Genomic DNA, 26890 nt, shown 5'->3' with positions numbered 1-26890 from the left:
GATCAGGTGACGGGCGAGCCGTCGTGGTTGCGCTCCTCGATCAGGCGCCCGTTCAGTAGGCGCTCGATCGCGGGCCGACCGACCACGCCGGATTCCTCGATCGCGATGTCATCGTCGCTGGGGATGTCCTCAACGTACTTCGAGTCTACGGCGTCGCCGCCCGCGGGAGCGGCAGCGGGGGCGCCGGGACGGCCGTAGGGTGGCGCCGGTTGCTGGGTGCGGGCGTCCGGGCCGTCCGACTCGCGTGCCTGGCTCAGCAGCTGCTGGTAGCGGCTCAACCGCTTTTGGCCGGATCCGCCGGCGGCGGGGACGGGCGCCGCGGGTGCGGCGGGTGCGCTCGGCCCGGCCTCGGCGGGCGCCGACGTCGGCGTCCGGAATGCCTCGGGGGCGCTGAACGGCCGGCCCGGCGCGGGCGCCACGGCCTGTTCTCCCGGGCGGGGTGCCGCCGGTGAGGCCGCCCGTGCGGACGACGGAGAGGCGGGCGACAGTGGCGCAGCCGACGCTGGCGCGACGCTCCCGCGCTGCATTGGCGCCTGGTTGTCGGCCGCCGTCGGTGCGGAAGGCGCGGACGGCGCGGACTGTGCCAGGGTAGCCGTGGCCGGCTGGGCGGAACCTGCCGCAGGCAGCTCCCAGTCCGGGACCGGGACGTTGTCCGCTCCCCAGTCGTAGCCACCCTCGTCATCGGGTTCGGGCCCGTAGTCCGGGATGTCTTCGGTGGAGGGGGCGGCCGCGGCCTTCCGGCCGCCGCCGCGCAGGGGAGCTTGCCCGGCCGACGGTGGTTGCGGGGCGCGGTTCGCCCGCCGCGAGGCCAGGGCCTGGGCCGGCGCCGGGGCGGCGGATGTTGCCTCCCCGGACGGTCGGGCGGCCTCCGGTGCCGGAGCAGATGCCGCCTGCGGCTTGGCTGCGGGGGCGGGCTGCTCGCGGGGCGCTGGAGCTGGCGCGGCCGGGCCCGCCGTCGAGGTGCGGCTGGACGGCGTGGGGGCAGACGCGGTAGCGGGAGCGGGGGCGGCAACAGGAGCAGCCGCGGCCGCCGTCCGCGGAACGGGGGCGGGGATGCGCGTCGCTTGATCCGTGGGCGGCGCAACCCGCCCTTCCGCACCCGACGGCGCATTCACGGGCGTGGTGGTGCCAGTGCGGGTGGCTGCGGGGGCGTCCGCCGGCGTGGGCCGGCGGTCAGCTTTTGGGCCCGAACCACCCGCCGGAGCGGAACCTCCGGCGGTGATGACGATTTCACACTTGACCCCGAGGACCTTGTGGATGCACTGCTGGAGCAGCCCCACGTTCTCGGCCTTTCCGGAGAACGCGTTCATGGGTCCCGGGTTGGCAAACGCGACCGTCAAGGTTCGGCCGTCGTAGCCGGCCAGCGAGGCGTGTGGCTGGATGGTCAGCCACACGAACTTCTTCTCTTCCTTCAGGGCCGCCATGATTTCGGGCCAGGCGCGGCGGAACATTTCGATCGAACCGGCCGCGGGTGGCCCGGCAGACGATGCCCCCGTCGGCGGCGCCGCGGAGGAGGGTTCCGAGGGAAGCTTGGCGGCGGTTGGGGCCGCCGGCGACGCGGGCGCGGACGCGGCGGGCGCGCCGGAGGAGGAGGAAGAGGAGGAGCGCGCGTCGGCAGCGGGTCGCGTTCCGTCGTCGGGGCGCTGGCCTTGCCGTGCTGCCGGGCCGGGCCGCGCCTCTTGGTGCGCAGTGGAGGCACGCTCGTCACGTGCGGGGTCCGGAGCGACCGGGCCGCCCCGGGCCGGTTCCGGCCTTGTGGGCTCGGGCTCAGGCACGGCACCCCAGTTGCCGCCCCAGTCGGGGGAGGCCTGGGGGGCCGGGGAGGCCGCCGCCGGCGGCGCCGCGGCGCCGCCGGCCAAGGCAGGTGCGGCGGCGCGTTCCGCGGCGACGTGTTCGTCCGCGGCGGTCGGCGTTTCCAGGGACTGCGGTGCGTTGGACTCGTCGGCCGCGGGCACGGCAGCCACCGGCTCCGCATCGGCAGGCTCCGCGGCCGCGGCGGGTGCCGCCTCCGTTGCCGTCTCCCGAACGTCCACCGTGTCCTGCTTGCGGGCGGAGCGCAGCGCCTCGCGGACCTGGGCGGCGCCCTGCTCGCGCGGCGATTCGAACGTGTGTCCCGAGGGGGAACCGTTGGATTCCGGCGCGGCACCGCCGTCGTACCGGGCGGCGGTCGGCGGCCCGGCCGTCCCGGAAGGTCCCGCGGCGGGAGTGTCCCCCGCGTAGGCCAGCCGGCGGTCGATCCTGTCGATGCGGGCGTTGATGCCGCGCTCGGTGGTGTCCGAGGCTGGGAGCAACAGGCGGGCACACAAGAGCTCGAGGTGGAGGCGCGGGCTCGTGGCGCCCGTCATCTCGGTCAGCGCCTGGTTGGTCACGTCCGCCGAACGGCTGAGTTCCGCCTGTCCGAGCTGCGACGCCTGTTGCCGCATGCGGTTGAGCTGGTCCTCGGGTAGGCCCCGGATGATCTGGGCGGCGTTGTCCGGCATGGCCTTGACGATGATCAGGTCGCGGAAGCGCTCGAGGAGGTCCTCGACGAAGCGGCGGGGGTCGTGGCCGGTTTGGATGACGCGGTCCACGGCGCCGAAGACCACGGAGGCGTCCTGCGCGGCCATCGCGTCCACCACGTCGTCAAGCAACGAGGCGTGTGTGTAGCCGAGGAGCGAGACGGCCAGTTCGTAGTCGAGGCCGTCGGGGCCGGCGCCGGCGATCAGCTGGTCCAGGACAGACAGCGAGTCGCGGACCGAACCTCCTCCGGCCCGGACCACAAGAGAGAGGACGCCGGGCGCCACGGGCACGCCCTCGGATTCGCTGAGGCGTTCGAGATATGCCATCAGCGGCTCGGGAGGCACCAGCCGGAACGGGTAGTGGTGCGTGCGGGAACGGATGGTGCCGATGACCTTGTCGGGCTCCGTGGTGGCGAAGATGAACTTGATGTGCTCCGGCGGCTCCTCCACGATCTTGAGCAGCGCGTTGAAGCCGGCCGACGTGACCATGTGGGCCTCGTCGATGATGAAGATCTTGTAGCGGTCGCGGACCGGCGCGAAGGTTGCGCGCTCGCGCAGGTCGCGGGCGTCGTCGACACCGCCGTGGCTGGCCGCGTCGATTTCGATCACGTCGAGGGAGCCCGGGCCACCGGTCGCCAGTTCCCTGCAGCTGTCGCAGGTCCCGCAAGGCATGGCGGTGGGGCCCTGCTCGCAGTTCAGGCAGCGGGCGAGGATGCGGGCGGAGGTCGTCTTGCCGCAGCCGCGTGGACCGGAGAAGAGGTAGGCGTGGTTGACGCGATTCTTTTCCAGCGCGGCCATCAACGGTGTGGTGACATGCTCCTGCCCGATCACGTCCGCGAAAGTATCGGGACGGTAGCGACGGTAAAGGGCTGTACTCACCCCTGCACCCTATCCGTTTGCGATGCCTCGTCGCATCCTTCGTCGAGCGCTGTGAGGGGCGAGTGGATCCACGGATCGCGCGGCAGGCGCGCCGGGTCGAAGGCGGCCAGGGCGGAGGCCAGGGAGTCCTCCGGGAGGCGCAGCGAACGCAGCAGCAGGCTTCGGGTGCGGAATGCGGAAACGCCCGTCTTTTCGAGGTCCGCTAGGGTGACCGCGCCATCCCGTTTGGCGAGCCGTCGGCCCTCGGAGTTCAGCACCAGCGGCACGTGCGCATACTCGGGGATCGCCTCCGGCCCGTACAGCAGGGAGGCGAGGTACGCCTGCCGCGGGGAGGAGCTGAGCAGGTCGTCGCCGCGCACCACCTGGTCGATGCCCTGCAGCGCGTCGTCGACCACAACGGCGAGGTTGTAGGCGGGAACGCCGTCGTTGCGAACGACTACGAAGTCGTCGACGGCACCGGTGTGGGCGCCGTGGAGCGCGTCTGTCACGGTGAACTCCCCGACGTCGGAACGGAGCCGCAGGGCGGCGGGCCGGGACCGGCGCCGTTCTGCGCGAACCGCGTCGCCCAGGTCCCTGCAGGTGCCCGGATAGGCGCCGGGGGCGGCGTGCGGCGCGGAAGCCGCCTCGACGACGTCGCGCCGCGTGCAGAAGCACTCGTAAAGGAGTCCCCGTTCGCGGAGGTCCTCCACCGCGGAGAGGAGGCCGTCCAATCGCTCCGATTGGCGTTCGACCGGTCCGTCCCAGTCGAGGCCGATGGCCGCGAGGTCGCGGAGCTGGATCGCTTCCGCGCCGGCGCGTGCGCGGTCGAGGTCTTCCACGCGCATCAGGAATCGGCGGCCCGTTGAGCGCGCGAAGAGCCAGGCGAGGATGGCGGTGCGGAGGTTCCCGATGTGCAGCTCGCCGGAGGGGCTCGGGGCGAATCGTCCTGCTCCCACGGCGCAACCTCCCGAAAAAAATTAAAGACCCCTCATGCACCTGCCAGAGCCCATCTACCCTTGCTACCTTCCGGTCCTGGGGGAGTTCGACAGGATGACACCACATGAGGGGCCGACAAATAGTCTACCCGAACCGGCGCGCGGGTTCGAAACCGGGGAAGGCGCCCCGCGCTTGCTGGCCGCTTCCCGGGCGAGCGGCCGCCCGATTCGTCCCACGGGGGAATGTCCGGTACGCTGGAGACTGCTCTTTTGAGCAAACTGGAGGATTCGCCTAGCGGCCTATGGCGCACGCCTGGAACGCGTGTTGGGTTCACGCCCTCGGGGGTTCAAATCCCCCATCCTCCGCGGATCGGAAAAAGGTCCCGCCCTTGTGGCGGGGCCTTCTTTCGTTTGTCGGACGTGTAAAAGAATCGTCAAAACAGGGCTCCGGAGGGGTGGCGTCGCCGGGAGCGGCGGCTTTTCGGGCCCGGCGAGCACCTCTGATTATTGCCTCGACGTGAGTATTTACAGCCCCTTGACACGCATGCATACTGAACGTGATTGGGGCGGTGGGGGACTCTCCGCCACGCGATTTGGGGCAATACCGGGGGGTCCTTCGATGCTTGGGGCATCGAGTGAAAGACGGTTCTGTTGTGCTGAAAACTTGGGGTAGGTCGCCAGTGCGCGACCGCAGTGGGGTAGACACGTCCGGTAGGGCCGGCAACGGCCTGTCGCGCCGCGGTTTCGGCGTGGTGCTGGGCTCTTCGATTGTGGTGGGGGCGGGGGGACTCAGTGCGCTGGCGGCCGCCTTCGCGGCGGCCGGCCCTCCGGGCACCACCACCGTGGCCGCGAGCTTCGGCAAGGTCAGGATCGCCGGCGCGCAGCGCCAGTCGAGGCTGGCCGCCGGGACGGGAGCTTCGGCTCACGGGGGCCACACGGTCGCGGGAACGACGTCGGCGCAGCCGGCGAACATGACCTACGGCGACCATCTGGTGCTGCGGCTGGACGTTTTCAACGAATCCGACGAAGACATCCTCTTTTCACCCGGACAACTACGGGTCAGGCCGAACACCCAGCCGTGGCTCGTGGTCAACAGGGGGTCGGACCTGCGGGCCGACGTCCTGCCCTCGGGAGGATCGGTCAGCGGGAACGTCAGCTTCCTGGTCCCTTCCGACGCAGGCGCATTTTCCGCCCAGTTCGACGACGTTGTGGGCAAGGACCCACAAGCGCTGCACTTGCCGTTGCCGTCGGTCGCCTGGCGACCGGGATACCTGGAGGTGGGTCATGCTTGAGGATCCGCAAGGCGCGCGGATGGACCGCGCTGGAGTGTTGAGGATCGGCGCAGCCGCCGGTGTGGTGGCGGCAACGGCCCTGGCGGCCGGCGCAGCGCCCGCGGCGGCCGCCGCCAAGCCGGTGCGCGCCCCGGCCAGCCTGCCCACCGCGGAAGTTCCCCTGCCCGGTGTGCTGGACGTCTACATCAACGAGGGCTACGCGAAGATGGTGGACGATTCGCTGGTCTACCATCGTGGATTCGGGGACGCGCCGACCGCGCTCAACGCGGCCAATCCCGCCCTCAGGATGAGGCCCAGGGTCTTCACGCGGGACGGGCAGATCGTCCAGTCCAGGACGTACCCGCTGGGTGCCGCGGTGCCGGTGGAGGGCACGCCGACGCCCGCCGGCCCGGACGCGGCCAACGTGGGGCAGTTCCTGATCCGGCGCAACCACTGGGCCAGCCAGTTCCCCGCCCGCACGCTGATCGCCGAGCTGGGCGCGACGATTCGGCTGCGCGTCTTCAACACGCTGGCCGGAACGCACCGGCTGACCGTCTCGCGCGCCGGCCCGGGCGGCGCGGACGTGTCCACCGGCGACATAGCGCCGGGTGGCCACGCCATGCTTGAGTTCGCGGCGCCTCCCGCCGGCACGTACATCTACCACGACCCCACCAACGCTCCCGTGCAGAGAACCCTCGGCCTGTTCGGATGCCTGCTGGTGGCCGACCCGGACGAGGCCTGGCACGTGGCCCGGGACCAGGCCAGTTTCGAAAGGCAGTGGCTGTGGGTGACCCACGCGGTCGATCCCGAGTGGGCGGCCATCGAGGCCGCGGGCGGGACGGTGGATCCGGAAGTGAATCCGGCGACGCCGCGCTACTTCCTGTTGAACGACCGCAGCGGCTACGAGGCGCTGGCCCACTCGCCCAACCGGGCCATCAACCTGGCCAGCCACGAGGAGTCGCTGGTGTCCGGCTATCCGCGGCAGATCGACGTGCGCCAGTTCGGCGAGGACCTGGTGGCCGGCACGATCCGCGCCGGGCAGATGGTGCGCCTGGTCAACCCGGGCATCGTCTTCCATCAGATCCACTTCCACGGCAACCACCTGTGGACGGTGCGGCGCAACAACGTTGAATGGCCGCGCGAGCGTGGGCATGTCGATGCGGACGGTCACGTGGTCCTACAGCAGTGGGAGGACGTGGTGGAGCTGGAGCCCATGGACACCAAGGACTGCATGATCCCGATGAAGCGGCCACCGGACGCCACGGATCAGGTGTGGGCGAACCGGACCACGGACTGGAAGTACCCCATGCACTGCCACGCCGAGCCGTCCCAGACGGCCGCGGGCGGCATGTATCCGGGCGGATTGGTCGCCCACTGGAATCTGAAGTCGATGTCGGGGGGCGTGTAGGCCATGGTTTCACCGTTGGAAACGATCAGTTCGGGTATGGACGCAGGGGCCCCGAGGCTGCGGACGGCCCTGTCCGCGGCGGAGAGGAAGCGCGCCGAGGCGGCGGCGAAGGCCGCGAAGAAGGCCAAGGAGGACGCGGCGAAGGCGGCGAAGAAGGCGAAGGAGGCCGCCGAGAAGGCCGCCAAGAAGGCCAAGGAGGACGCGGCGAAGGCCGCGAAGAAGGCCAAGGAGGAGGCTGAGAAGGCCGCCAAGAAGTCGCCGAAACCCACGAAGTCGCCGACGCCGAAGCCAACCAAGCCCCCGACGCCGTCGCCGAGCCAAAGCACGTCGGCCCCGTCGTCGTCCGCGTCGTCCACAACGGGCTCGCCGACGTCCTCCGCGCCGCCGTCGTCTTCGAGCGCCCCGCCTTCGAGCGCATCCTCGTCGCCCGCCTCCTCGACCAGCGCCCCGCCTACGCGGCCGCCGGACGACGATGACGACGAGGAGCGGGACTACGACTCGCAGGCGGACTTCGCCTCGCACCAGATGCAACAGGGCAGTCCCGAGACCGAGTTCCGCGAGGAGCCGCAGTTTGAGGTCAAGCTGGGCGTCTCCAGCAGGGACCTGGTGTTTCCCGATGGCGCGGAATTCGAGATGTGGGTGTTCGACAGCGATGCCTCCGGCCGCGGATTCCCCGGGCCCACGCTTCGTCCGCGGGAGGACCAGATCTTCCACGCAACGGTGGAACCGAGCATGGGGCCGCACACCATTCACTGGCACGGCATGGAGCCTGATCCGCGGAACGATGGGGTGGGGCACACGTCGTTCGAGATCGACGACGTCTACACGTACCAGTGGAAGCCGGAACGCGGCCGCGCGGGCGACCCCAACTACGGCGCGGCGGGAACGTACTTCTACCACTGCCACGTGAACACGCCCCTGCACGCCCAGATGGGACTGCTGGGGCCCCTGATCGTGGATCCGATCGTGTTGCCGGAGTTCCCGGTGCCGGCGGGCATGCGGCGCGCGTTTGCGGACGGGCCGCTCTACGACATTGCCACCGAGTCCCTGATGATTCCGTATTCGGTGGACCCGCGCTGGCACACGTTGAACCACGCCGCCGGGCTGTCCGGAGAGGACGTGGGACTCAACCGCTTCGAGCCGACCAACTTCTACATCGGCGGCGGTCTTCTGGCGTCCAGGGTGGAGCGCGACGAGGCGGTGTGGGCGTCGACGGAGTTGCCGATCAACATCGAGGCCGAGGGGCGAGCCCCGAGCCTGATGCGGTTGCTGGACGGGAACTATCTGCCCAATAAGGTGAGGTTCCGGGGGCCGGACGGGTCGCCGGCCAGCATCGCGGAACTGATCGCGCACGACGGGCGGCCGTTCCGGCACACGTCCGTTCCGGGGGCGCCGGCCATCCCCACGAGCATGTCGGACGATCCGACTCACCGCCTGATGACCAGCGTGGTGGCGATGGGAGCGGCGGAGCGCTACGACGTCCTGCTGCACCCCGGGGCGCCCGGCGTCTACACGATGTCGGTGGAGTGGCACCACTGGATCACGGGGCGGCTGCTGGCGACGAGGTCCATCAGGCTGCGGGCCAGCTGAGAGTCGGCACGACGGCGGGCGGAGCGCGGCCGTGCTCCGCCCGCTTTTTTGTCCTCCGGGGCCCAGGACGCTAGCGTGGTGCGCGTCACAGTGCCGCGGCGCGCGGCGCGGGGCGGAGATCAGGACAAGGAGTTCCACATGTCCGTGTACGCATGGATTGGCCTGGGCAACATGGGCGGGCCGATGACGGCCAACATTGTGAAGGCCGGGCACACGGTCCGGGGCTTCGATCTCGTGGCGGAGGCCCGCGAGGCGGCGGCCGCGGCGGGCGTCGAGGTGGTCGACAGCGTCGCCGAGGCGGTCCGCGGGGCCGACGTCGTTTTCACGATGCTCCCCAAGGGCGAACACGTGCGGAGCGTGTTCGACGGCCCCGACGGAATCTGGGCCCACGCGGACCGCGCTGCCCTTCTGGTGGACTCGTCCACCGTGGACGTCGAGACGTCGCGGTTCTGTCACGGGCAGTCCGCGGACCGCGGATTCCGCTTCGTCGACGCGCCGGTGTCCGGCGGCATCAGCGGCGCAGCCGCGGGGACGCTGTGCTTTATGGTCGGCGGCGAGCCCGACGACGTCGAGCGCGCCACCGCCCACGTCGAACCGATGGCGGGCAAGACGATCGCGGCGGGCGGGCCGACCGCGGGCATCGCCGCGAAGATCTGCAACAACATGATGTTGTTCATCGACCTGATGGCCGCCGCCGAGGGCTCCCAGCTGGCCGAACACCTTGGGCTCGATCCGCGGGTGTTCTGGGAGATCGCCTCCGTGTCCAGCGGACGGTCATGGGCGCAGCAGACCTGGTACCCGGTGCCCGGGGTGATCGACACCTCGGCCGCCAACAACAACTTCGACGCCACGTTCCGCACCGACCTGGCGCGGAAGGACATCGGGCTCGCCTTGGAGGCCGGCGCGGCCACGGGCGTCAAGCTTCCCGCGGCGGAACTGGTCCGCAGCCACTTCGACGCGCTCATCAGCGAGGGGCTGGCCGACAAGGACTGCTCCCTCATCGTCAAGCAGGTGTCCCCGGACGGGACGGTCCGCGGCTACAGCGGGGAGGCCGCGTCCTGATCCGGCGACTGGTCAGTAGGCCGGCGTGCAGGGTGCCGGTTCGGCGGCGAACCGGTACCAGCCGGGCAGGTCGGCCGCGTACTTTTCGGCGAGCAGGGGACTGGCGCCGGCACGCCAATCCACCGTTCCGTCGACCTCGACCTCGTGCTTGTCCCACTCGAACCAGTTGACCATCTTCAGCGCGGGATAGTCATTGTGGAGCGCGGGGTCGAAGAGCTGCCCCCACCAGGCGCGCTTGATGGCCAGCTCCTCGGCGCCGGCCCCGCCCGACGCGACGAGCGCCGCGGTCTCCGGGATCGCGACCGGCTTGTCCCGCTCCTGGCCGTACTCCGCGTAGAAGTCCGGTACCGCCAGGTCGTTGCCGCCGGCCCCGTTGTAGTTCCCGGTGAGCTGTTCGGCGAACTTCCCGGATTCGGGGACCACGTTCGCGCCCCAGGGGTAGGTGTTGCCCCAGTGGTAGAGGGACATGCCCACCCAGTCGACCGCGTCGTCTCCGGGGTAGTAGGGCGCGTACGGGTCGTCGGCGCCGGTTAGTGTCCCATCCCGGTCGGTGTCCAGCGCCGCGAAGTCGGCGGTGCCCGGCCGGGCCTCGTGCCGGCCGCCGGTGAACGGGTAGCCGCCGCCGTAGTTCGGCGCCCACATCGTGGCGCTGCCCGGGGCGAGGCGGTGGATGGAGTCGGCCATCCGGCGGAAGGCCGCCTTGTAGGCCGCCGGCTGCTGGCCCCATTCGTACCAGGATCCATTCATCTCGTGCGCGAACCGCACGATCACGGGGACCCCTTCACGGTTGAACCGGTCGAGCATCCGGGCGAGACCGTCCGTCGTCTTCTCCGTGGCGGTGTCGAGGCCGCCGCGGGGCTCGAGGGTCAGCAGGAGCATGCCGCCGTTGTCGCGGACCTGCGCATGGGCGGCCTGGATGTTCCTGGTGTCCGTGGCGTTCAGCGGGAAGGACGAAAAGCTCACGGCGACGGACGGGCGGCGGCCCAGGGATTCCGTGTATTCGGCGAGTGTCTGGTTCGCCCAGTCCAGGTTCACCCCGGCCAGCACCCCGGCGTCCGGGGCCAGGCCGGCCCCGTCGACCGCCACGCAGGCGGAGGGGGAAGAGGGGAGCGGCATGGCCTCCACGGATTCCTCGGCCGAGGGGGCGGTCGCGCAGGAAGCCAACAGGACCGCCGTGGCCAAGGCGCCGATGATGGGCGCATAACGTCTAGTCACGGCTCCAATGTACCGAATGGTTCACATATGCTGTGGAAATGTTCCTCATGCTTGGACTCTGCGCCGGCCTGCTGTGTGGCACCGCCGCCGCGGTCGCCGGCCGCCTCTGGGGAACCGCGCTGGCCGTTGCTCCGGTTGCGGGCTGGTTCGTCTTTTTGATCGTTGCGCAGCGAGGCGGACTCGGCGAGACCGAGGCCGAACCGCTCGCAAACGGGCTCTTGGGAATTCTCCTCGGGTTGTTCGTTGGGCAAGTATTCGAACGGCGGAGGGCGTCTGAGCGTCGGGCGCCAAGCCGCGCAACTCTCCTGAAGGCGGCGTTGACCCGGCATCGTGGGACCGACCGGGAGATCGGCCGGCCGCGTGTCCAGGCGGATATTGCGAGGCGCGCGGACGTCGATCAGCCGATCGGTGCCGCCATTTCCTCGACGACGTATTGGGTCTCGATGGAGTCGCCGTTGGTGGGGTCGGCCATTTCCACTTTCCAGCTGCGTGCGAACTGGTCCACGCCGCCGCTCATGGCGACCGTGCCCGAGATGAGAACCGTGCCGGGCTTGTTCAGGCCGCGTTCGCTCAGCACGTCCAGCCAGTAGTCCGGCGTCAGTAGCGCCTCCAGGGAGCTGTCCTGAATCAGGGTGTCGGGAGTGTCTCCCCGGCCCACCCAGCCCTTCAGGGTGATCTGGTCCAGGTGGTCCCGGACGTCGTCGAGGCGCCAGGCCTTGAGGGCCAGGACGTCCGGGCTTGCGTTTTTGCTCCAGGCCACGCCATGCACCTCGAGCTCGCGGTCGGTGTGGTCGCAGGCAACGGTCAGCAGCACGCCCTCCTCGGTGACGACCAGGCCCCACTCGGCCTCGCCGGACGTCCGTCCGTGCTGGACGCGCACCTCGGAGACCTGCTGTGCGAGGTACGGGGACACCGGATAGAGGGCCGGCGTCGTGGAGGGGCCGGGGACGCCGAGTTCGGCGAGCTCGGCGATGTGGGCCTGAACTTCCTCCTGCTCGCGTCCCGCGTAGCCGGCGTTGAGGAGGTGCTTGACCTCCACGCTTCTGTTGCTGCCGTCGGGAAGTTCGAAGTTGAGGGTCGTCATGGTGTGTCCATCCTTTGCGTGTGCTGCGGGGAACATTTACAAACCGGAAACAGAAGCAGTAGCCAATGTACATCCAGTATGCGTAATGTATACATTCAACGCCAGCGTGACAGGCGTCACCCAAAAACTCATGGAGGACTCACCATGGCCAACGTGCCAGCGCCGGCGTCCGGCGCCGCCCCGCACCCGGACAAGCCGATTCGACCCAAGGGTCTTTACAAGGCCTTCGCCGCCAGCCTCACCGGTACCGCGCTCGAGTGGTACGACTTCGCCGTGTATTCGGCCGCGGCCGCCGTCGTATTTCCCATCATCTTCTTCCCCGCGTCCGACCCGTTGACCGGCACCATCCTGGCGTTCTCCACCTATGCGGTCGGCTACGTGTCCCGTCCCGTGGGCGGCATCATCTTCGGCCGGCTGGGCGACCGCATCGGGCGCAAGAAGGTCCTGGTGACCACGCTGATGATCATCGGCGTCGCGACCGTGCTCATCGGCGTGCTTCCGGGCTACGCCAGCATCGGCATCGCGGCCCCCATCATCCTGGTCCTTCTCCGGTTCGCCCAGGGCGTCGGGGTCGGCGGCGAGTGGGGCGGGGCGGTCCTGCTGTCGAGCGAATACGGAGATCCCCATCGGCGGGGCTTCTGGGCGTCAGCGGCGCAGGTCGGACCGCCCGCCGGAAACCTCATGGCCAACGGGGCCCTGGCGGTCCTCACCTTGTCCCTCACCGAGGAGCAGTTCCTCAGCTTTGGATGGCGCATCGCCTTCCTGGTCTCGGCGCTTCTCGTCGGATTCGGCCTCTGGATCCGGCTCAAGCTGGAGGACACCCCGATCTTCAAGGCCATCGAGGCACACGGGGAACAGCCCAGTGCGCCCATCAGGGAAGTCTTCAGCACCGAACTCCGCCCCCTGATCGCCGCCATCCTCTGCCGCGTGGGCCCCGACGTGTTGTACGCCCTGTTCACGGTGTTCACCCTGACCTACGGGATCCAGGTCCTCGGCTACGAGCGCGGCCAGGTTCTCACCGCCGTCCTCATCGGGTCTGCCTTCCAGCTCTTTATGATTCCGCTGGCGGGCGCGGTATCCGACCGCTTCAACCGACGCCTGGTGTACGGCATTGGCGCCGTCGTGGGCGCCGTCTGGACCTTCGTCTTCTTCGGCCTACTGGGCGGTGACAACCAGGGCATGCTCATTGTGGGCATCGTGCTGGGGCTGATGGCCCACTCTTTTATGTATGGCCCCCAGGCGGCCTTCATCGTGGAGCAGTTCTCGCCGCGGCTCCGTTCCACGGGCAGCTCGCTGGCCTACACCTTCGCCGGCATCATCGGCGGCGCCGTCGCGCCACTGATGTTCACGCTGCTGCTCTCGGAATTCGGAACTTGGATTCCCGTGGCCATCTACGTGGCGGTCGCCGGCGCGGTCACGCTCGTCGGGCTGGCCCTCGGGCGGGACTCCAACACCGTGGAGGACGAGGACTACCGACTTCTCCTCGAGGGGGCCGCCGAGCGCGTACCGTCCGAGCTTGGGCGATCCCGCTAGGCCACCGCTGCGCTCACGTGCGCAGCAGGACGTCCAGGGTCACCAGAAGATGTTGGTCGATGGCCTTCTGCGCTGCCGCGGCGTCGCCGGACACCAGGGCGTCGAGTATGCCCTGGTGTTCGGCGCAGACCTCCTGGCGCCGGCGGCCACTGCGGAAGAGGGCGGCGACACCGACCAGGATCTGGCGGACATGAAGCTTGCTGTACGTGCGGGAGATCAGATCGTTTCCCGCCGCGTCGATGAGCTGCTGGTGGAAAAGGGTGTCCAGCCGGATGAACTCGCGCGCGTCGTCCGGGTTCGGGACATCCGGCAGTGCCGCCTGCTGGTCCAGCGTCGCCTGCATCTGCGCCGCGGGTACCCGCTGCTCGTCGATCACCAGGCGCGCCGCATGGGTCTCGAGGATCCCGCGCAGCTCCATCAGTTCCGAGATTTCGCGGCCGGTGACGGGGGGGACGTAGGCACCACGCTGGGGAATGAGTTCCACCAGGCCGTCGGAGACCAGCAGCAGGAGGGCCTCGCGGACCGGCGTTCGCGAGACCCCGATCTCGACGGCGAGTTCCTGCTCGTTGAGGAACCGACCCTGGATCGCCGGATCGGTCAGAATGTTTTCGCGCAGGTACGCGTACGCCTTTTCCCGGCCGGACGCCGCCGTGCCCGATATCTTTCGCATACATCAGGTATACAACAGAGTGGAGCAACTTCATGCGTTTAGCGGTAGCCCAAATCATCAGCGGCGAGGACCTGGCGGGCAACCTTGCCCTCATCCGAGAGTATGCCACCCGGGCCAGAGACGCCGGCGCCGAGCTGGTGGTGTTCCCCGAAGCGGCCATGCGGGCCTTCGGCAACACGCTCGCCGACATCGCCGAACCCGTGGACGGGCCGTGGGCCACCGCCGTGCGGGACATGGCCAGGGAGCTCGGGATCGCCGTCGTTGCCGGCATGTTCACGCCCGGAATCGACGGGCGCGTGCGCAACACCCTCCTGGTCACCGGCCCGGGGCTCGACACGTCGTATGACAAGATCCACCTCTTCGACGCGTTCGGCTTCGCCGAATCCGACTCGGTGGACGCCGGCGCCGCGCCCGTCACCTTCGAACTCCATGGCGTGGTCGTTGGGCTTGCCACCTGCTACGACGTGCGGTTCCCCGCGCTCTTCACGGCCAATGCCCGGGCGGGGGCCCAGGTCAACATCGTCTGCGCGTCCTGGGGCGCCGGGGAGGGGAAGGCCGAGCAGTGGGATTTGCTCGTCCGTGCCCGCGCGGTCGACAGCACCACTTTCGTCGTGGCCAGCGGCCAGGGGGACCCCGCGAGCGTCGGCATTGAGTCCGCCGGCTCGGCTCCCACCGGCATCGGCCGCAGCGCCGTGGTCTCTCCCCTCGGAACGACCCTGGCCACGCTTGGCGCCGCGCCGGACCTGATGGTCGTCGACATAGACCCGTCCACGATTGCCGACGTGCGTGCCAAGCTGCCGGTGCTGGCCAACGCCCGCAGCCTCCGAGGCCACACGAACGTCGAATCCGCGGGGAGATAGATGCTCAGGCGTTTGTTGGCGGACCTATGGAGGCCCTACCTGCGGCCCTCTCCGTCCGCACAGCTTTTTGCCATCGGCGGCCTCTTCAGCCCAAGGGACATCGATGCGCTCACCGCCGGGGTCCGCCGCTCCCCGTGAAGCCGCGGCGGGCCACCTAGTGCGCGGTGGGCGTGCCGGCTGTATCTTGGGGCCGGACATGGAAGCACCCCTGCCGGTCTCAGCGGCAGGGGCGCGACCTTGCGCGACCCGCGAAGGCCGCGCACGCGTTCCCTCCGATTGGGGGTGGTGGGAACGTTCGGACCCCGCGCGCCTAGGGAGGCATTCGGGACCCGAAAGAGATATTACTAGACGGTAGGGCCGTGGCAAATGATCGTCTGGGCGTTTCGCCTGCGGGCAAGCGCAACCGTCAGGGCGCTGGCTGTAGTCTCCGATCATGAGAGTCCTCTCCCTTGTCCTGCGAACGCTCGGATCGCTCACCCTAGCCGTGGCCGTTGTGTCCCAACTGCAGCGGTCCGTTGCGAACGAGTCGGCCGGCACGGGGCACGTCGCCTACGTGGTCGCGAATTTCTTCAGCTTTTTCACGATCGAGTCCAACGTCATGGCCATCGGTATTCTGGCGCTCGGGGCGGCCTACTCCCTCGGGATGGCCCGGGAGCCGGCATGGTTCGGGACGGCCCGCGCGGCCGTGACGACCTACATGGTGGTCACCGGGATCGTCTACAACCTGCTCCTGAGGGGGATCGAGCTGCCGCAGGGCACCACCGTGGGATGGTCCAACGAGATCCTGCACGTCGTGGGTCCGCTGATCGTCCTGCTGGACTGGCTCCTGTTCGCGGATTCGAGGCGATTGCCACGGCGCGCGGTCTGGTGGATCGTCGCCTTCCCCATCGCTTGGGTGGCCTACACCCTCTTGCGTGGGGCGGTCGGCGTCGATCCGCGGACGGGGCTCGGCTGGTACCCGTACCCGTTCCTGAATCCGGACACCTCGGCCAATGGATACTCCTCGGTGGTCTTCTACGTTCTGCTGATTGCGGGTGTCATCACGCTCGCCGGCCTTGGTGTTGTGCGCAGCGCGGGTTGGCGCCGGGCCGCGTTGGTTAGCCCATAGGCCCGTCGGTTGCCGTCGCTTCGATCGGCTCCAGCATCCTGTTCAGCGTCGTCCACTTCGGCAGCGATCCGTGGCTGGTCTTCTACTACCCGTGGCTCGGCGTCGTGTTCGGTCTGCTGGCAGTGATCACCCGCGGCCTGGAGGCGCCGATCGCCCTGCACGCCGCCAACAACGTCGTCACCCTCGGGGCCGGAGTGCCGCCCTCGGGAGGCGGCCCGCTGGTCGTCAAGCGTTCCTCCACCGGCGGCAGCGAGACCATGACCACGGTGCTGACCCTGGGTCCGGCCCAGATCCTCCTGCTTGGCAGCTTGTACCTGACCACGCGCCGACGGGCCATCGGAGGACGACGCTCCCGCTCAGCCGTGGCCGGTGGAGTTCCCGTCGGCGCGCGTTGCTTCGGCCGGATGGTCGTTGGTGGCCGCCCAGCTGCTGAGGAGCCTGAGCGCGTCGTGGGAGGGCGAGGCAGGTGCGGCGGAGTAGGCGATCAGGAGAAGCCCCGGGGCGGAAGTCAGCTCCATGGCCTCGTAGTTGAGGTCGAGGTCGCCCACAACGGGGTGGGTGATGGACTTGATCCCGGTTCGGTGTTCCCGCACGTCGTGGGAGGCCCAGAGGGTCCGGAATTCGTTGCTGCGGGTGGAGAGTTCGCCGACGAGGTCGGTGAGGACGCGGTCGTGGGGTGCGCGGCCCGCCTCTGTCCTCAGCAGCGCGACGGTTTGGACGGCGGCCCCGTCCCAGTCGCGGTAGAAGGTCCCGGCGCGGTCGTCGAGGAAAACGAAGCGGCCGAAGTTCGCAGGCCGTTGGGGCTGGACGTACATTTCGGAGAACACGGCCTGGCCGAGCCGGTTGGTCGCCACGATGTCCAGGCGCCCGTTCTGCACGAACGCGGGCACGTTGTCCATGGCGTCGAGCAGCTGCTGGACGGCGGGGGCGACCTGTTGCGTCCGGGTCCGTCCGCGACGGCGCTGCGGGTGGGCGCCTTGGTTCGCGGCGCGGACCAAGGCGTAGAGGTGCGAGCGTTCGGCGTCGGAGAGCTGGAGAGCCCGGCTGATGCCCTCCAAGACGGCTTCGGAGACGCCGGCGGCATTGCCGCGCTCCAGGCGCACGTAGTACTCGACGCTCATGCCGGCCACCAGCGCCACCTCTTCGCGGCGCAGGCCGGGGACGCGTCGGCGGCCGCCAAAGTCGGGGAGGCCGACCTTGTCGGGGGTGAGCCTGGCCCGTCTTGAGGTCAGGAACTCACGGAGGTCGTTCCGTATGTCCATGGCACCAACCTATGTCGCGGTCCGGTCGACAGGGAGGCCCTGTCATTAACCGTATGGAGCGGGACTCCCTGGCGCGTGCCATGGCCCGTTGACTGGTTCCATGCGGAAGACGGTCGGGACGGAGGAACCGGACACCGACTGAACCGCCAAACCGTGGGCCACACCCATGAACCACAACGACACAGGGAAAGACGACACAACATGAAGAACGCACGACTCGGAGGCCTCGAGGTCTCCCGCATCGGACTCGGCGCCATGACCATGGCCGGCACCTACACCAGCGAGGGCGCCCTGGACCACGCCGAATCGACCCGCACAATCCACCGGGCGCTGGACCTCGGGGTCACCCACATCGACACAGCGGAGATCTACGGGCCCTTCCTCAGCGAGGAGATCGTCGGACAGGCGGTCAAGGGACGCCGCAACCAGGTCAGGATCGCCACGAAGTTCGGCCTCGTGTCCCATTCCGGGGGCGGTCCCGGCGTCGTCGACAGCGGCGCGGCGAACGTGAGGGCCGCCGTCGAGGGGTCCCTGAAGCGCCTCGGCACCGACCACATCGACCTGTACTATCAGCACCGCGTCGACCCCAACACCCCGATCGAGGAAACCGCCGGCGCCGTCGCGGATCTGATCGCCGAGGGCAAGGTGCTGCACTTCGGGCTCTCGGAGGCCTCCCCGGAGACCATCCGCCGGGCACACGCCGTCCAGCCGGTCGCCGCACTGCAGACCGAGTACTCGCTGTGGACCCGCGACGTGGAGGTCGAGATCCTCCCGCTGCTGCGCGAACTCGGCATCGGGTTCGTCCCGTACTCCCCGCTCGGCCACGGCCTGCTCACCGGGCAGATCCGCTCCGTTGCGGACTTCGCCGACGACGATTGGCGCAAGACCAACCCCCGCTTCACTGGCGAGAACTTCCGCCGGAACCTCGCGATCGTGGACGAGGTGACGGCGATCGGCGCCGAGATCGGCGCCACCCCCGCCCAGACCGCGCTTGCGTGGCTGCTCACCCGGGGGACCGACATCGCCCCGATCCCCGGCACCCGCCGGGTCTCCCGGGTCGAGGAGAATACGGCGGCCGACGGAATCGAACTCACCGCCGACCAACTGGGGAGGCTGGACGCACTGCGGCCCGCCGCCGGGGACCGCCACGACGAGGTCAACATGGCCTCCATCGACCGCTGACCCGGGGGGACAGGACGGGGCCGGCCCGAACACCCGCCTACCGCGCGGCTCAGACGCCATCCCTGTCCCGGAACGCCTTGAAATATGAACGGGCCGCATCCAGGACCCGCTCGTATTGGGCGGCGTCGAAGCTAAAGGTCCCGGCCTCCCTGAACGGCAGGGTTTCCTCGTTCTCGGTCTCGCGGTCGGCGTCCCATCCGAACGCGGACCACATGACCTGCCCGTCCCGCCGGGTCAGAACCGCGGTAATGCCGCCGCAGTCTTCGTCCAGGCATTCCGGGCAGAACAGTAGCCAAACACGGGTCCCCTTTCGGTGCGGGGAACGGCTGAGCAGGCAGTTGATCTGCTCGAGGGCAGATTCCGGGTCGGACTCGGTCAGCCGTGTCACCCGTTCGGGCGAATCGGCTTCCCATTCCTGGATCCACAGCTGGAGGGGCTTGCCGTCGATGGCGAAGTCGTAGTGCGTGCGCACGCCACCGACCTGGCGGCTGAAGAACAGCCACCGGCGTTCCAGCGAGACCCTGGGCACCCGTCTTTCGACCAGGGCCAGAACATTCCGTGCGCCCATGCCACCAGTATCGCCGAATGCCGGCCGTCGCGCCGTTCTTCGTCGGCGAGGGGCACGTGAGCGGGCGGAACGCTAACCGCGGCGCCCAGCGTCCAGGACCCGCCCGCGGAGCCAGCCGGTGGCGTCGGCGAGAATGCGCTCGAGCGGTCCCTTGCCGACGGTGGCCCGCCAGAGAACCGCGGCGAGCAGGAAGAGTATGCACTGGATGGCTACCTCCATGATCGGCCGCCTGGGATCCAGGATTCCGGTGGCGAGGATGATCAGGTGGGCCGAGTAGAGGGTCAGCGTCATCGAACCCATCGCGGCAAGGGGCTCGACGGACCGGCCCAGGCGCGGGACGATCAGCAGCACGGCGCCGAGCGCCGCCATCGCGACGCCGAGCGTGCTCAGGATCGTGACCGGCGTCGAGGTGTAGGGCGCCAAGATGGCCAGCCACCAGCCGGTCGTGGCGGGGAACGAGTCGGCATCGGTTTCGGCGTCCTTGCCGAAGGTCAGGATCGCGTCGATGTCTTCGCGGTCGAGCCCCGGGGTCGCCGCCACGATCTGGTCCAATCCGCCACCGGGCCCCAACAGCAGTTGGGACAGCAGCCACATGGAGGCGGCCAGCGCGGCTCCGGCGCCGAGCAGGAAAGTGGCCGTTCTGCGGGACGAAAGGTCGGAGCGTCCGATCGCGATCCCCGCGCAGATGTACGCCAGCCACGGCAACGCCGGATAGAAGCCGGTCAGCAGCATGTCCGTCAGGAAGGCGCCCGGCTGTGCTGCGACGAGGCCAAACGTGTATTCGCCGTCGACCTCCGGCCTGTCGGTCCACACGGCCCGGACCAGTTGCATGGCGACGGGCCCGAGCAGCGCGAAGGTGGCGGACAGGCAGACCAGGGTTCGCCGCCCCAGACCGATCAACGGAACGGCCAGTAGAAAGAGGACGCCGTAGTAGGGCAGGATGACCGCGATCTCGGTGCCCGTTGCGCCAAGCAGGAGGCCGATCGCGATGACGAGCAGGGCCCGCAGCGCCAGCGCTGCCCGGCCCGCGGTCATCGCGCGACCCGTCGGCGCCCGTCGCCCACCGGATTGCAAAGCTATCGAGATCCCCGCGATCAATGCGAACAGCGCCGCCGCCCGGCCGGCGAGCAGCGCCACCACCAGAACGGGCTCGTCGCTCTCCGTCTCCACGGGCACGATGTTCACGATGATGATGCCTATCAGCGCCACACCCCGGGCGACGTCGACGCCCACGAGTCGACCCGTCCGCGGCGGTGTCTGGCCAGCGCTCGCTTCCGGTACTCGTTCCTCGCCCGGCCCGCGCCGGGGAACGTGGTCAATTGACACTTTCGACTCCTTGGACAGTGGTTGATGCCGCGCCTATGGGGACCGCAACGCATCAAGCCAACGCATACCCCTGTTACGGCGGCGTTACCCGTGGGCGCGGCGGCGCCCGGGCCCCCAACTGGCCCCCGGAAGCCCCTCCGAATGTCCCGCGTAACGCGGGCCTAACGCATCCGCCGGTATGACTGACGGACATTTCTTATCTGGGGGAGGCACACCATGTATGAATGCACACGGCGCGGCAACGGAGCGGTGGAACGGGCATGCTAGGGCAGGCGGCGGCACTGCCCGGCTGGGTTTGGTTTGGCGCCGCATTTGTCCTCTGCGTCTCGATCGCAATGTGGCGCGCGCGCCGCCGAGTGCGGGCAGGGGGTGGCGGATCGCCCGGTGAAGGAGACGGCTGGCGAACCGTCGACAGCTTGGCCATCGGTGTGGCGGCCCTGAGTCTCTTGCTGATGCTTCTCGGCGCGTTCATCGACTTGGGAAACATCGACTTCGGACGGATCGGCGGCCACAGCGGCTGAGTGGCCGGTCGGTGCCGGTTCGCACTCAGCGCCCCGGCGGCGTTTTCGGGAGCGAGCGTTCCAGGAGTTCGCGCAGCGCGCCGCGATCCACCCCCGTCAAACGTGTGAGGTAGAGGCAGGCCTTGCTCGCGCGGTGCTTTCCCAGTCGGGCCAAGAGCTCGGGCCAGCGCTGCGAGAAGTCGTTTGCGAGGTAGATCGTGTGGTGTGCGGGTCCCGGCGCGAAGGCGAGGAGGGGAGCGCGTCCCCCGTGCCCGGTCTCGTAGCGATACTCGTACTCGCCGAAGCCGATGATGCGGCCCGCCCACACGACCGGCTGCTCCCCGCTGACCTCGCCGAGGAGCGCGAGCAGTTCGTCGGCCTCTGCGCGCCGAGGGCCCGCGGTCCGGTCGAGCACGTCGGCAACGGGCAGGTCCGACGGTGACATTGCGGGCGGCTTCGCTGCCATGGGGTCTCCTCGCGGTCCGGCTGGATAACCCAGCCTACTTCGGCAGCGCACTCGATCGGCTCCGGGCTACGGGAACTCGATGATCTGCCGCACCGCGCGCCCGTCGGCCAGTTCGTCCATGGCCTCGTTGAGGTCCTCCAGCCGGATGCGCCCGCTGACGAGGCGCTGCAGCGGGAGGCGGCCCGCGCGCCACAGGTCCGCGAAGCGGGGGATGTCGCGGTCGGGCACGGCCGAGCCGAGGTAGGAGCCCACGATCGTGCGGGCCTCCGCGGTGAGGCCCAAGGGGCTGATCCGCGAGACTGCGTCCGGGGCGGGCAGCCCGACGGTGACCGTGGTGCCGCCCGGGGCGGTGATTCGGACGGCGGTCTCGAACGCAAGCGGGTGGCCGGCAGCCTCCACGACCACCGCGGCCAGGACCCCGGCCGCCTCCGCCTCCTCGGGTGAGTGGGTGGCGTCGGCCCCCAGCTCGCGGGCCAGTTCCAGCTTGTCCTGCTGCCGGTCGATCCCGATGACGCGGCCATCTGTCACTGCGCGGGCGACCATCAGGGCCGCCATGCCGACGCCGCCGAGGCCAACGATCGCGACGTCGTCGTGCGGGCCGGGCCGCCCCGAGTTCACGACGGCGCCGCCGCCGGTGAGCACGGCGCAGCCCAGGACGGCCGCGATATCGGGCGGAATGTCGTCGCCGACGGGGACGGCCGAGCGGCGGTCGACGACGGCGTGGGTGGCGAAGGCGGACACGCCGAGGTGGTGGTGGACCGGCTCCGTGCCGCCCCCTCCGGACTCGCGGGAGATCCGCCGGCCGCCGCGCAGGAGCTCGCCCGCGTTGTTGGCGGCGCTGCCGGCGGAGCACGGAAGCCGCCCGCCGGTGGCGCACTGCGCGCATGCGCCACAGCGCGGAAGGAACACCATGACCACCCGCTCGCCCACGGACACGTCGTCGACTCCCTCGCCAAGGGCCTCGACAACGCCGGCGGCCTCGTGGCCCAGGAGCATGGGAACGGGGCGGACCCGGTTGCCGTCCAGGACGGACAGGTCCGAGTGGCAGACCCCTGCCGCCTCGATCCGCACCAGAAGTTCGCCGGGTCCGGGCGGGTCCAGCCGTAGCTCCTGGATCTTCAGCGGACGCGTTGCGGCGAAGGGCCGCGCTGCTCCGATGGACTCAAGCACGGCACCGCGGATGCTGCTGGGTGAAGTCATGGGACCACACTAGCCATGGGAGCCTTCTGCCCTCGCGGCCCGGGTTGGGAAAGAGGGCCTATTTGACCAGTTGCGGGTAGTGGATCCTCGCGGTCTCGGGGTGGGCGCGGAGCCATCCCTTGAGGACGTTGGCCCCGTAGGAGGCAAGCATCGGGTTGTGCGGGTCGTCCGAGGCGCCACGCGCGTCGGCGGCCAGGTGCGGCGGCAGCGGAATCGTGTCGATGACCGAGTCGAGCCGCGGCGACCAGAAGAACGGAACCGAATAGCGGTCCACGCCGGCCGGTGGCGCCGTCACGCGGTGGATGGTGGCCATCAGGTAGCCGTTCGTGGCGACCTCCAGCATCTCGCCGAGATTCACCACCAGGGCACCCTCGATCGGCTGAACGGTGATCCATTCGTCCTGCCCGTAGGGCTTGACCTCGAGACCTCCCACCAGGTCCTGGAGCAGCAGCGTCACAAACCCGTAGTCTGCGTGGGCGCCAACGCCCTGGTTGCCGGCCTCCGGCACCTGGTTGCCGCCGACGTAGTGCACCAGCTTGCCCATCCACGCAGGGGCGGACTCGAACGGTTCGGCGAAGTAGTCCTCGGGCAGGCCCAGGGAGACGGAGATCGCGGACAGGAGTTCGGCGCCGATCGAGCTCATCAGGGCGGCCCATTCCATGGCCACCGACTCGAGGTCCGGGAAGGATTCCGGCCACTGGTTGGGACCCTGCAGGTTGAGGTACGGGCGGTCGGCCGGGACCTCGGCGAGCGGCGCGCGCTCCGGTCCAAAGTCGATCTGTTCGCGCGAGTCGGCGCGGCCGCGGGTGATTTCCTTGCCGAGCCGCGTGTAGCCGCGGAACTGGGCCGAGCCGCGGTTGTCCAGTTTCAGGCGCTCCTCGAGCGGGAGGCGGAAGAAGCGGGCGATCGTATCCAGCAGCTCCTGAGCCTGGCCGGCCCGCTCGCCGTATCCGGTGATCTGGAAGAAGCCGACGTTGTGGGTTGCGTCGCGCAACGCCTCGATGAAGTCGGGATCAAAGCGTCCGTCGGCGGTGCGCGCGGTGGACATATCCAATACGGGAACGGAGGTGCGGACTGTGTTCATGACACAACGTTAGGCCCGTGTTACGTGCTCCCGAAAGCGATCATGACGCGCCGTTCCGTCATGTGTCGGCACATGTCGCAACCCTTGACTTATGCCTCGGCGGCGTTTCCGTCCAGGGAACGCCACACGGCCGAAACGCGGAAGGTCGTTCTCAGTTGGGCCGTCTTTCCCTAAGCTGGATTGGTGATATTCAAAGCCGTCGGCGATTCCCGCCCGTACCCGGACCACGGACACGTCTCGCCGAAGGATTGGGCGGGCGTCTCGCCGCGCCAAGTGCGGTTGGACGAACTTGTTACGGTCAAGTCCAACCTGGACCTCGGCGCCCTGCTGGCAGAGGACTCGACCTTCTTCGGCGACCTCTTCCCGCACGTCGTCCTGTGGCGGGGCACGAAGTACCTGGAGGACGGCCTGCACCGGGCCGTGCGGACGGCCCTGCACCACCGTTCGGTCATGCACGCGCGCGTCCTGGTGTTGGAAGACTAGGCGTGGAGTCCGAAGGGCGGCCCAACCCGCGCGAGTGGCACGGCCACCGCATTGTGACCGAGGACGACCTGGTCCGCGACTTCGACGACCACGATCCCGAACACGTCGACGATCCGCACCACTACTCGAAGCGGCTGCGCCACGGCGTCGTCCTGGTGTTGCTGCTGGCGCTGGTCGTGACCGCCGTCGTCGGGGCCTACATGGTCGCCACGCGCCAGATCGTGGTTCCCGGGTGGGAGCCGCAGGGCGAACCCACGGTGGCGGCCGCGCCGGAGCCCGCATGCCCCGTGGACGTCCTTTCGTACATGGACCCGAAGACCGTGACCGTCAACGTCTACAACGCCACGCAGATCAACGGCCTGGCCGGCGCCGCGGCGAACCGCCTCGAGAAGCGCGGCTTCAGGATCGGCGAGGTCGGTAACAAGGTGCTCAACGACCCGGACGTCGTGGCCGCGGTTGTGTCCGGCACGGCGGGCCGCGCGCAGGCCCTGACCGTGCAGCGCAACATCAAGGGCACCGAGTACGTGAAGGACCCCAAGAGGACCGTCGACTCGGTGGATCTGGTGGTGGGCCAGGACTTCGACAAGCTCATCGACGCCGCCGACGTCGTCACCAAGGACGGCCGGCTCCGCTGCCCGCGCGCTACGGCGGAGGAAAAGAAGTCCTAGCTAGTTGCATCCCTCCGGGCCGCACGCCTCGCCATCGGCACCGCCCGCGGCCGCGACCATCGTGAGCGGGTTGTTCTCCCGCCAGGCGGTGGTCAGCGCCTCGGCGAAGATTTCCGCGGGCTGGGCGCCGGAGATGCCGTACTTCATGTCCAGCACAAAGAACGGCACGCCGGTGATGCCCAGCGAGCGGGCCTGGGCGAAGTCCGCCTCGACGGACTCCCGGTAGTCTTCGCCGTCCAGCACGCGTGCGACGTCGGCGTCCGGCAGTCCTGCGCCCGTCCCGATGGCGCGCAGGGTTTCGCGGTCGCCCGTGTCCAAGCCCTTCTCGAAATGCGCCGAGAGCAGCCCCTCCTTCACCTCGGCGGCGCGCCCATGCTCCTTGGCCAGGTGCAGCAGGCGGTGGGCGGTGAACGAGTTGGCCACCCGCAGGTTGCCGAAGTCGTAGGCCAGGCCCTCGCCCGCGGCCTGCGTGGTGACGTGCTCCAACATCTGCTCGACCTGCGCCGGGGCCAGCCCCTTGATGGACGCCAGGTACTCCGCCTCCGTGCCGTCGTACTTCGCGGGCAGGGACGGGTCCAACTGGTAGCTGTGCCAGACAACGTCCACCTGCTCCTTGAAGGGAAGCATCTCAAGGGCGGCCTCGAAACGGCGCTTGCCGATGAAGCACCAGGGGCAGGCGATGTCGGACCAGATGTCTACGGCGAGGCGGGGCTGAGTCATGGAAGCTTCAACCACGCAGCGGCGCGGCCTATTCCCCGTGGCGCCCCGTGGCGCGGAGCAGCACGTAGGCGGCGGCGCCGGCGAGGAAGCCCCAGAACGGGGCGACGATGCCCCAGGGCGCTATTCCGGAGGCGGTCACCACCAGCGTCACCAGGGCCGCCTCGAGTGCGGCCGGTTGCCGACTGTCCGGGCGCAGCGCGTCGGACAGTGCGCCCTGCAGCGCCCCCGCCAGGGCCACACCGGCCATGGCCGTGACCAACTCGTCCGGAACGGCGGCCAGCAGGGAGACGATCGCCGCGCTGAAGCTGCCGCAGAGGATGAAGAAGAGTCCGCAGGCGACGCCGGCCACGTAGCGGCGCCGGAGGTCTTCGTGGGCCTCGCGGCCGGCGCAAATGCCGGCGGTGATCGCCGCCATGTTGATCGAGTGCGCACCGAACGGCGCAAAAGCGATCGAGGCGGCGGCGGCCCCGCCCAGCAGGAGCCTGTCGTTCGGCCGGTAGCCGCTGGTGGCCATCATGGCCAGCCCGGGGGCGTTTTGGCCGGCCATCGTTACGATCAGCAGCGGCACGGAGATGCCCATGATGGCCATCGGCGAGAACGTGGGCGTGGTCCACAACGGTCCGGAGAGCGCCAGTTCCACCGCGGGGGCGGACGCCTGCCCCGTGGCGGCGGCGAGTCCCAGGCCCGCGGCCAACGCGATTAGGACGGCGTAGCGCGGGACAAGACGCCGGCCGGTCAGGTAGGCGAGGACCAGCCCGCCCGCGACGAGCGGAGACGCCACCACGGAGCCCGCCACGTTGAGCACAAAGGGCAGCAGGACGCCGGCGAGGACTGCGGCGACGATCGGCCGCGGCACCGCGGCGAGGATGCGGCCGAACAGGCCGGTGGCCCCCAGTGCCAGCCCTAGGAAGCCCGCCACGATGTAGGCGCCGATGGCATCCGGGTACGAGTAGCCGCCCAAGGCGGCCAGGAGAAGCGCCGCCCCGGGGACGGACCAGGCCACCACCACCGGCTGGCGCGTGAAGAGGCTCAGCCCGACGCAGACGATCCCGCTTCCCACGGAAATCGCCCACACCCACGAGCTGGTCTGCCCGGGGGAGAGTCCCGCGCGGTCCGCCGCCCCGAGGACCACCAGGAGCGGGCCGGCGTAGGAGACCGCCACGGCGACGAACCCGGCCACAACAGCGGACAGCGAGGCGTCGGCCAAGAATCCCCGTTGGCTCGCCGGGACCGTGGGCTCTGCCTGCGGCTTCACGTGGGCCTCCTTCTCCGGGGGTCGTCCGCTCCGCCGCGTGACGCGGGGCACGCCCAAACCCTGCCCACCGTACGGGGACCGGAC

23 protein-coding genes, 1 tRNA gene, 1 other RNA gene and 1 pseudogene are annotated in these 26890 nt (G+C 69.6%); 12 read left to right on the top strand and 14 right to left on the bottom strand.

Annotated features, from left to right (window positions below):
• Positions 1-2: 2 nt before the first annotated feature.
• The 3 genes from AC3ZJJ_RS14385 to ffs all read right to left on the bottom strand — a co-directional run bounded on the left by AC3ZJJ_RS14385 (position 3) and on the right by ffs (position 4429).
• Positions 3-3377: a DNA polymerase III subunit gamma and tau gene (locus AC3ZJJ_RS14385; RefSeq protein WP_489892499.1), complete on the bottom strand. Its 3375-nt coding sequence runs from the start codon at positions 3375-3377 to the stop codon at positions 3-5.
• Positions 3374-4312 carry a tRNA glutamyl-Q(34) synthetase GluQRS gene (gluQRS, locus tag AC3ZJJ_RS14380; RefSeq protein WP_489892498.1) on the bottom strand — a complete coding sequence of 313 codons (939 nt, stop codon included), beginning with the start codon at positions 4310-4312 and terminating at the stop codon, positions 3374-3376. Before gluQRS ends, AC3ZJJ_RS14385 begins: the two co-directional genes overlap by 4 nt.
• Positions 4313-4332: 20 nt before the next feature.
• Positions 4333-4429: signal recognition particle sRNA small type (ffs, locus tag AC3ZJJ_RS14375), an RNA gene on the bottom strand.
• A gap of 143 nt (positions 4430-4572) precedes the next feature.
• Here ffs and AC3ZJJ_RS14370 point away from each other — a divergent pair.
• The 5 genes from AC3ZJJ_RS14370 (at position 4573) to mmsB (ending at position 9622) form a co-directional block, all read left to right on the top strand.
• Positions 4573-4657, top strand: a tRNA-Ser gene (locus AC3ZJJ_RS14370).
• Between the two features lie 314 nt (positions 4658-4971).
• Positions 4972-5583, top strand: a complete 612-nt coding sequence (locus AC3ZJJ_RS14365) for a hypothetical protein (RefSeq protein WP_489892497.1) — start codon at positions 4972-4974, stop codon at positions 5581-5583.
• Positions 5576-6970: a multicopper oxidase domain-containing protein gene (locus AC3ZJJ_RS14360; protein ID WP_489892496.1), complete on the top strand. Its 1395-nt coding sequence runs from the start codon at positions 5576-5578 to the stop codon at positions 6968-6970. The genes AC3ZJJ_RS14365 and AC3ZJJ_RS14360 overlap by 8 nt, the downstream gene beginning before the upstream one ends.
• 36 nt (positions 6971-7006) lie before the next feature.
• The gene (locus AC3ZJJ_RS14355; RefSeq protein WP_489892495.1) at positions 7007-8560 is read left to right on the top strand and encodes a multicopper oxidase domain-containing protein; all 1554 of its coding nucleotides are present in this window, start codon (positions 7007-7009) and stop codon (positions 8558-8560) included.
• Positions 8561-8698: 138 nt separating this feature from the next.
• The gene (gene mmsB / locus AC3ZJJ_RS14350; protein ID WP_489892494.1) at positions 8699-9622 is read left to right on the top strand and encodes a 3-hydroxyisobutyrate dehydrogenase; all 924 of its coding nucleotides are present in this window, start codon (positions 8699-8701) and stop codon (positions 9620-9622) included.
• A gap of 12 nt (positions 9623-9634) precedes the next feature.
• Here the strand turns inward: mmsB and AC3ZJJ_RS14345 are convergent, their stop codons facing one another.
• Both AC3ZJJ_RS14345 and AC3ZJJ_RS14340 read right to left on the bottom strand, forming a co-directional pair.
• Positions 9635-10837, bottom strand: a complete 1203-nt coding sequence (locus AC3ZJJ_RS14345) for a glycoside hydrolase family 26 protein (RefSeq protein ID WP_489892493.1) — start codon at positions 10835-10837, stop codon at positions 9635-9637.
• A 397-nt stretch (positions 10838-11234) separates the two neighbouring features.
• Positions 11235-11921, bottom strand: a complete 687-nt coding sequence (locus AC3ZJJ_RS14340) for a DUF2848 domain-containing protein (protein WP_489892492.1) — start codon at positions 11919-11921, stop codon at positions 11235-11237.
• A gap of 144 nt (positions 11922-12065) precedes the next feature.
• Between AC3ZJJ_RS14340 and AC3ZJJ_RS14335 the strand changes: the two genes are divergently transcribed.
• The gene (locus tag AC3ZJJ_RS14335) at positions 12066-13454 is read left to right on the top strand and encodes an MFS transporter (protein ID WP_489892491.1); all 1389 of its coding nucleotides are present in this window, start codon (positions 12066-12068) and stop codon (positions 13452-13454) included.
• A 13-nt stretch (positions 13455-13467) separates the two neighbouring features.
• Here the strand turns inward: AC3ZJJ_RS14335 and AC3ZJJ_RS14330 are convergent, their stop codons facing one another.
• On the bottom strand, positions 13468-14124 hold the full coding sequence (locus AC3ZJJ_RS14330) for a GntR family transcriptional regulator (RefSeq protein ID WP_489892490.1): 657 nt from the start codon (positions 14122-14124) through the stop codon (positions 13468-13470).
• Positions 14125-14156: 32 nt separating this feature from the next.
• Here AC3ZJJ_RS14330 and AC3ZJJ_RS14325 point away from each other — a divergent pair, with 32 nt between their 5' ends.
• The 3 genes and pseudogenes from AC3ZJJ_RS14325 to AC3ZJJ_RS14315 all read left to right on the top strand — a co-directional run.
• Positions 14157-14984: a carbon-nitrogen hydrolase family protein gene (locus AC3ZJJ_RS14325; RefSeq protein ID WP_489892489.1), complete on the top strand. Its 828-nt coding sequence runs from the start codon at positions 14157-14159 to the stop codon at positions 14982-14984.
• Positions 14985-15417: 433 nt separating this feature from the next.
• Positions 15418-16092 carry a Pr6Pr family membrane protein gene (locus tag AC3ZJJ_RS14320; protein WP_489892488.1) on the top strand — a complete coding sequence of 225 codons (675 nt, stop codon included), beginning with the start codon at positions 15418-15420 and terminating at the stop codon, positions 16090-16092.
• Positions 16089-16211: pseudogene (locus tag AC3ZJJ_RS14315) on the top strand (CPBP family intramembrane glutamate endopeptidase); the annotation flags it as partial. The gene AC3ZJJ_RS14320 and the pseudogene AC3ZJJ_RS14315, both read left to right, overlap by 4 nt.
• Positions 16212-16448: 237 nt before the next feature.
• Here the strand turns inward: AC3ZJJ_RS14315 and AC3ZJJ_RS14310 are convergent.
• Positions 16449-17354 carry a helix-turn-helix transcriptional regulator gene (locus AC3ZJJ_RS14310; protein WP_489892487.1) on the bottom strand — a complete coding sequence of 302 codons (906 nt, stop codon included), beginning with the start codon at positions 17352-17354 and terminating at the stop codon, positions 16449-16451.
• Between the two features lie 201 nt (positions 17355-17555).
• On the opposite strand from AC3ZJJ_RS14310, the gene AC3ZJJ_RS14305 reads away from it, so the two are divergent.
• The gene (locus tag AC3ZJJ_RS14305) at positions 17556-18536 is read left to right on the top strand and encodes an aldo/keto reductase (RefSeq protein ID WP_489892486.1); all 981 of its coding nucleotides are present in this window, start codon (positions 17556-17558) and stop codon (positions 18534-18536) included.
• 49 nt (positions 18537-18585) lie between these two features.
• Here AC3ZJJ_RS14305 and AC3ZJJ_RS14300 read toward each other — a convergent pair whose 3' ends face one another.
• The 5 genes from AC3ZJJ_RS14300 to AC3ZJJ_RS14280 form a co-directional block, all read right to left on the bottom strand.
• A complete protein-coding gene (locus AC3ZJJ_RS14300; RefSeq protein ID WP_489892485.1) occupies positions 18586-19104 on the bottom strand; it encodes a hypothetical protein in 519 nt (172 codons plus the stop codon).
• Between the two features lie 72 nt (positions 19105-19176).
• On the bottom strand, positions 19177-20430 hold the full coding sequence (locus AC3ZJJ_RS14295) for a heparan-alpha-glucosaminide N-acetyltransferase domain-containing protein (RefSeq protein ID WP_489892484.1): 1254 nt from the start codon (positions 20428-20430) through the stop codon (positions 19177-19179).
• 546 nt (positions 20431-20976) lie between these two features.
• The gene (locus AC3ZJJ_RS14290) at positions 20977-21396 is read right to left on the bottom strand and encodes a DUF1801 domain-containing protein (RefSeq protein WP_489892483.1); all 420 of its coding nucleotides are present in this window, start codon (positions 21394-21396) and stop codon (positions 20977-20979) included.
• A 66-nt stretch (positions 21397-21462) separates the two neighbouring features.
• On the bottom strand, positions 21463-22596 hold the full coding sequence (locus tag AC3ZJJ_RS14285) for an alcohol dehydrogenase catalytic domain-containing protein (RefSeq protein WP_489892482.1): 1134 nt from the start codon (positions 22594-22596) through the stop codon (positions 21463-21465).
• Positions 22597-22654: 58 nt separating this feature from the next.
• Positions 22655-23680 (bottom strand): isopenicillin N synthase family dioxygenase, encoded by a 1026-nt coding sequence (locus AC3ZJJ_RS14280; RefSeq protein ID WP_489892481.1) that lies wholly within the window; start codon positions 23678-23680, stop codon positions 22655-22657.
• Positions 23681-23863: 183 nt separating this feature from the next.
• Between AC3ZJJ_RS14280 and AC3ZJJ_RS14275 the strand changes: the two genes are divergently transcribed.
• Both AC3ZJJ_RS14275 and AC3ZJJ_RS14270 read left to right on the top strand, forming a co-directional pair.
• A complete protein-coding gene (locus AC3ZJJ_RS14275; protein ID WP_489892480.1) occupies positions 23864-24163 on the top strand; it encodes a type II toxin-antitoxin system VapB family antitoxin in 300 nt (99 codons plus the stop codon).
• 2 nt (positions 24164-24165) lie between these two features.
• The gene (locus AC3ZJJ_RS14270; RefSeq protein ID WP_489892479.1) at positions 24166-24831 is read left to right on the top strand and encodes a LytR C-terminal domain-containing protein; all 666 of its coding nucleotides are present in this window, start codon (positions 24166-24168) and stop codon (positions 24829-24831) included.
• Here the strand turns inward: AC3ZJJ_RS14270 and AC3ZJJ_RS14265 are convergent, their stop codons facing one another.
• Positions 24832-25551, bottom strand: coding sequence for a DsbA family oxidoreductase (locus AC3ZJJ_RS14265; RefSeq protein ID WP_489892478.1), 720 nt, complete (start codon positions 25549-25551; stop codon positions 24832-24834).
• Positions 25552-25579: 28 nt separating this feature from the next.
• Positions 25580-26806 carry a benzoate/H(+) symporter BenE family transporter gene (locus tag AC3ZJJ_RS14260; protein ID WP_489892477.1) on the bottom strand — a complete coding sequence of 409 codons (1227 nt, stop codon included), beginning with the start codon at positions 26804-26806 and terminating at the stop codon, positions 25580-25582.
• Positions 26807-26890 lie beyond the last annotated feature (84 nt).

Source organism: Arthrobacter sp. AOP29-A2-19 (assembly GCF_058138025.1).
This window is presented reverse-complemented; position numbering and strand designations above follow the sequence as displayed.

Excerpts from the sequence above, each read along its gene's own strand:
- AC3ZJJ_RS14360 (WP_489892496.1), top strand. The coding sequence starts at position 5,576 with ATGCTTGAGGATCCGCAAGGCGCGCGGATGGACCGCGCTGGAGTGTTG.
- AC3ZJJ_RS14355 (WP_489892495.1), top strand. The coding sequence starts at position 7,007 with ATGGACGCAGGGGCCCCGAGGCTGCGGACGGCCCTGTCCGCGGCGGAG.
- mmsB (WP_489892494.1), top strand. The coding sequence starts at position 8,699 with ATGTCCGTGTACGCATGGATTGGCCTGGGCAACATGGGCGGGCCGATG.
- AC3ZJJ_RS14340 (WP_489892492.1), bottom strand. The coding sequence starts at position 11,921 with ATGACGACCCTCAACTTCGAACTTCCCGACGGCAGCAACAGAAGCGTG.
- AC3ZJJ_RS14335 (WP_489892491.1), top strand. The coding sequence starts at position 12,066 with ATGGCCAACGTGCCAGCGCCGGCGTCCGGCGCCGCCCCGCACCCGGAC.
- AC3ZJJ_RS14330 (WP_489892490.1), bottom strand. The coding sequence starts at position 14,124 with ATGCGAAAGATATCGGGCACGGCGGCGTCCGGCCGGGAAAAGGCGTAC.
- AC3ZJJ_RS14325 (WP_489892489.1), top strand. The coding sequence starts at position 14,157 with ATGCGTTTAGCGGTAGCCCAAATCATCAGCGGCGAGGACCTGGCGGGC.
- AC3ZJJ_RS14320 (WP_489892488.1), top strand. The coding sequence starts at position 15,418 with ATGAGAGTCCTCTCCCTTGTCCTGCGAACGCTCGGATCGCTCACCCTA.
- AC3ZJJ_RS14310 (WP_489892487.1), bottom strand. The coding sequence starts at position 17,354 with ATGGACATACGGAACGACCTCCGTGAGTTCCTGACCTCAAGACGGGCC.
- AC3ZJJ_RS14305 (WP_489892486.1), top strand. The coding sequence starts at position 17,556 with ATGAAGAACGCACGACTCGGAGGCCTCGAGGTCTCCCGCATCGGACTC.
- AC3ZJJ_RS14300 (WP_489892485.1), bottom strand. The coding sequence starts at position 19,104 with ATGGGCGCACGGAATGTTCTGGCCCTGGTCGAAAGACGGGTGCCCAGG.
- AC3ZJJ_RS14290 (WP_489892483.1), bottom strand. The coding sequence starts at position 21,396 with ATGGCAGCGAAGCCGCCCGCAATGTCACCGTCGGACCTGCCCGTTGCC.
- AC3ZJJ_RS14285 (WP_489892482.1), bottom strand. The coding sequence starts at position 22,596 with ATGACTTCACCCAGCAGCATCCGCGGTGCCGTGCTTGAGTCCATCGGA.
- AC3ZJJ_RS14280 (WP_489892481.1), bottom strand. The coding sequence starts at position 23,680 with ATGAACACAGTCCGCACCTCCGTTCCCGTATTGGATATGTCCACCGCG.
- AC3ZJJ_RS14265 (WP_489892478.1), bottom strand. The coding sequence starts at position 25,551 with ATGACTCAGCCCCGCCTCGCCGTAGACATCTGGTCCGACATCGCCTGC.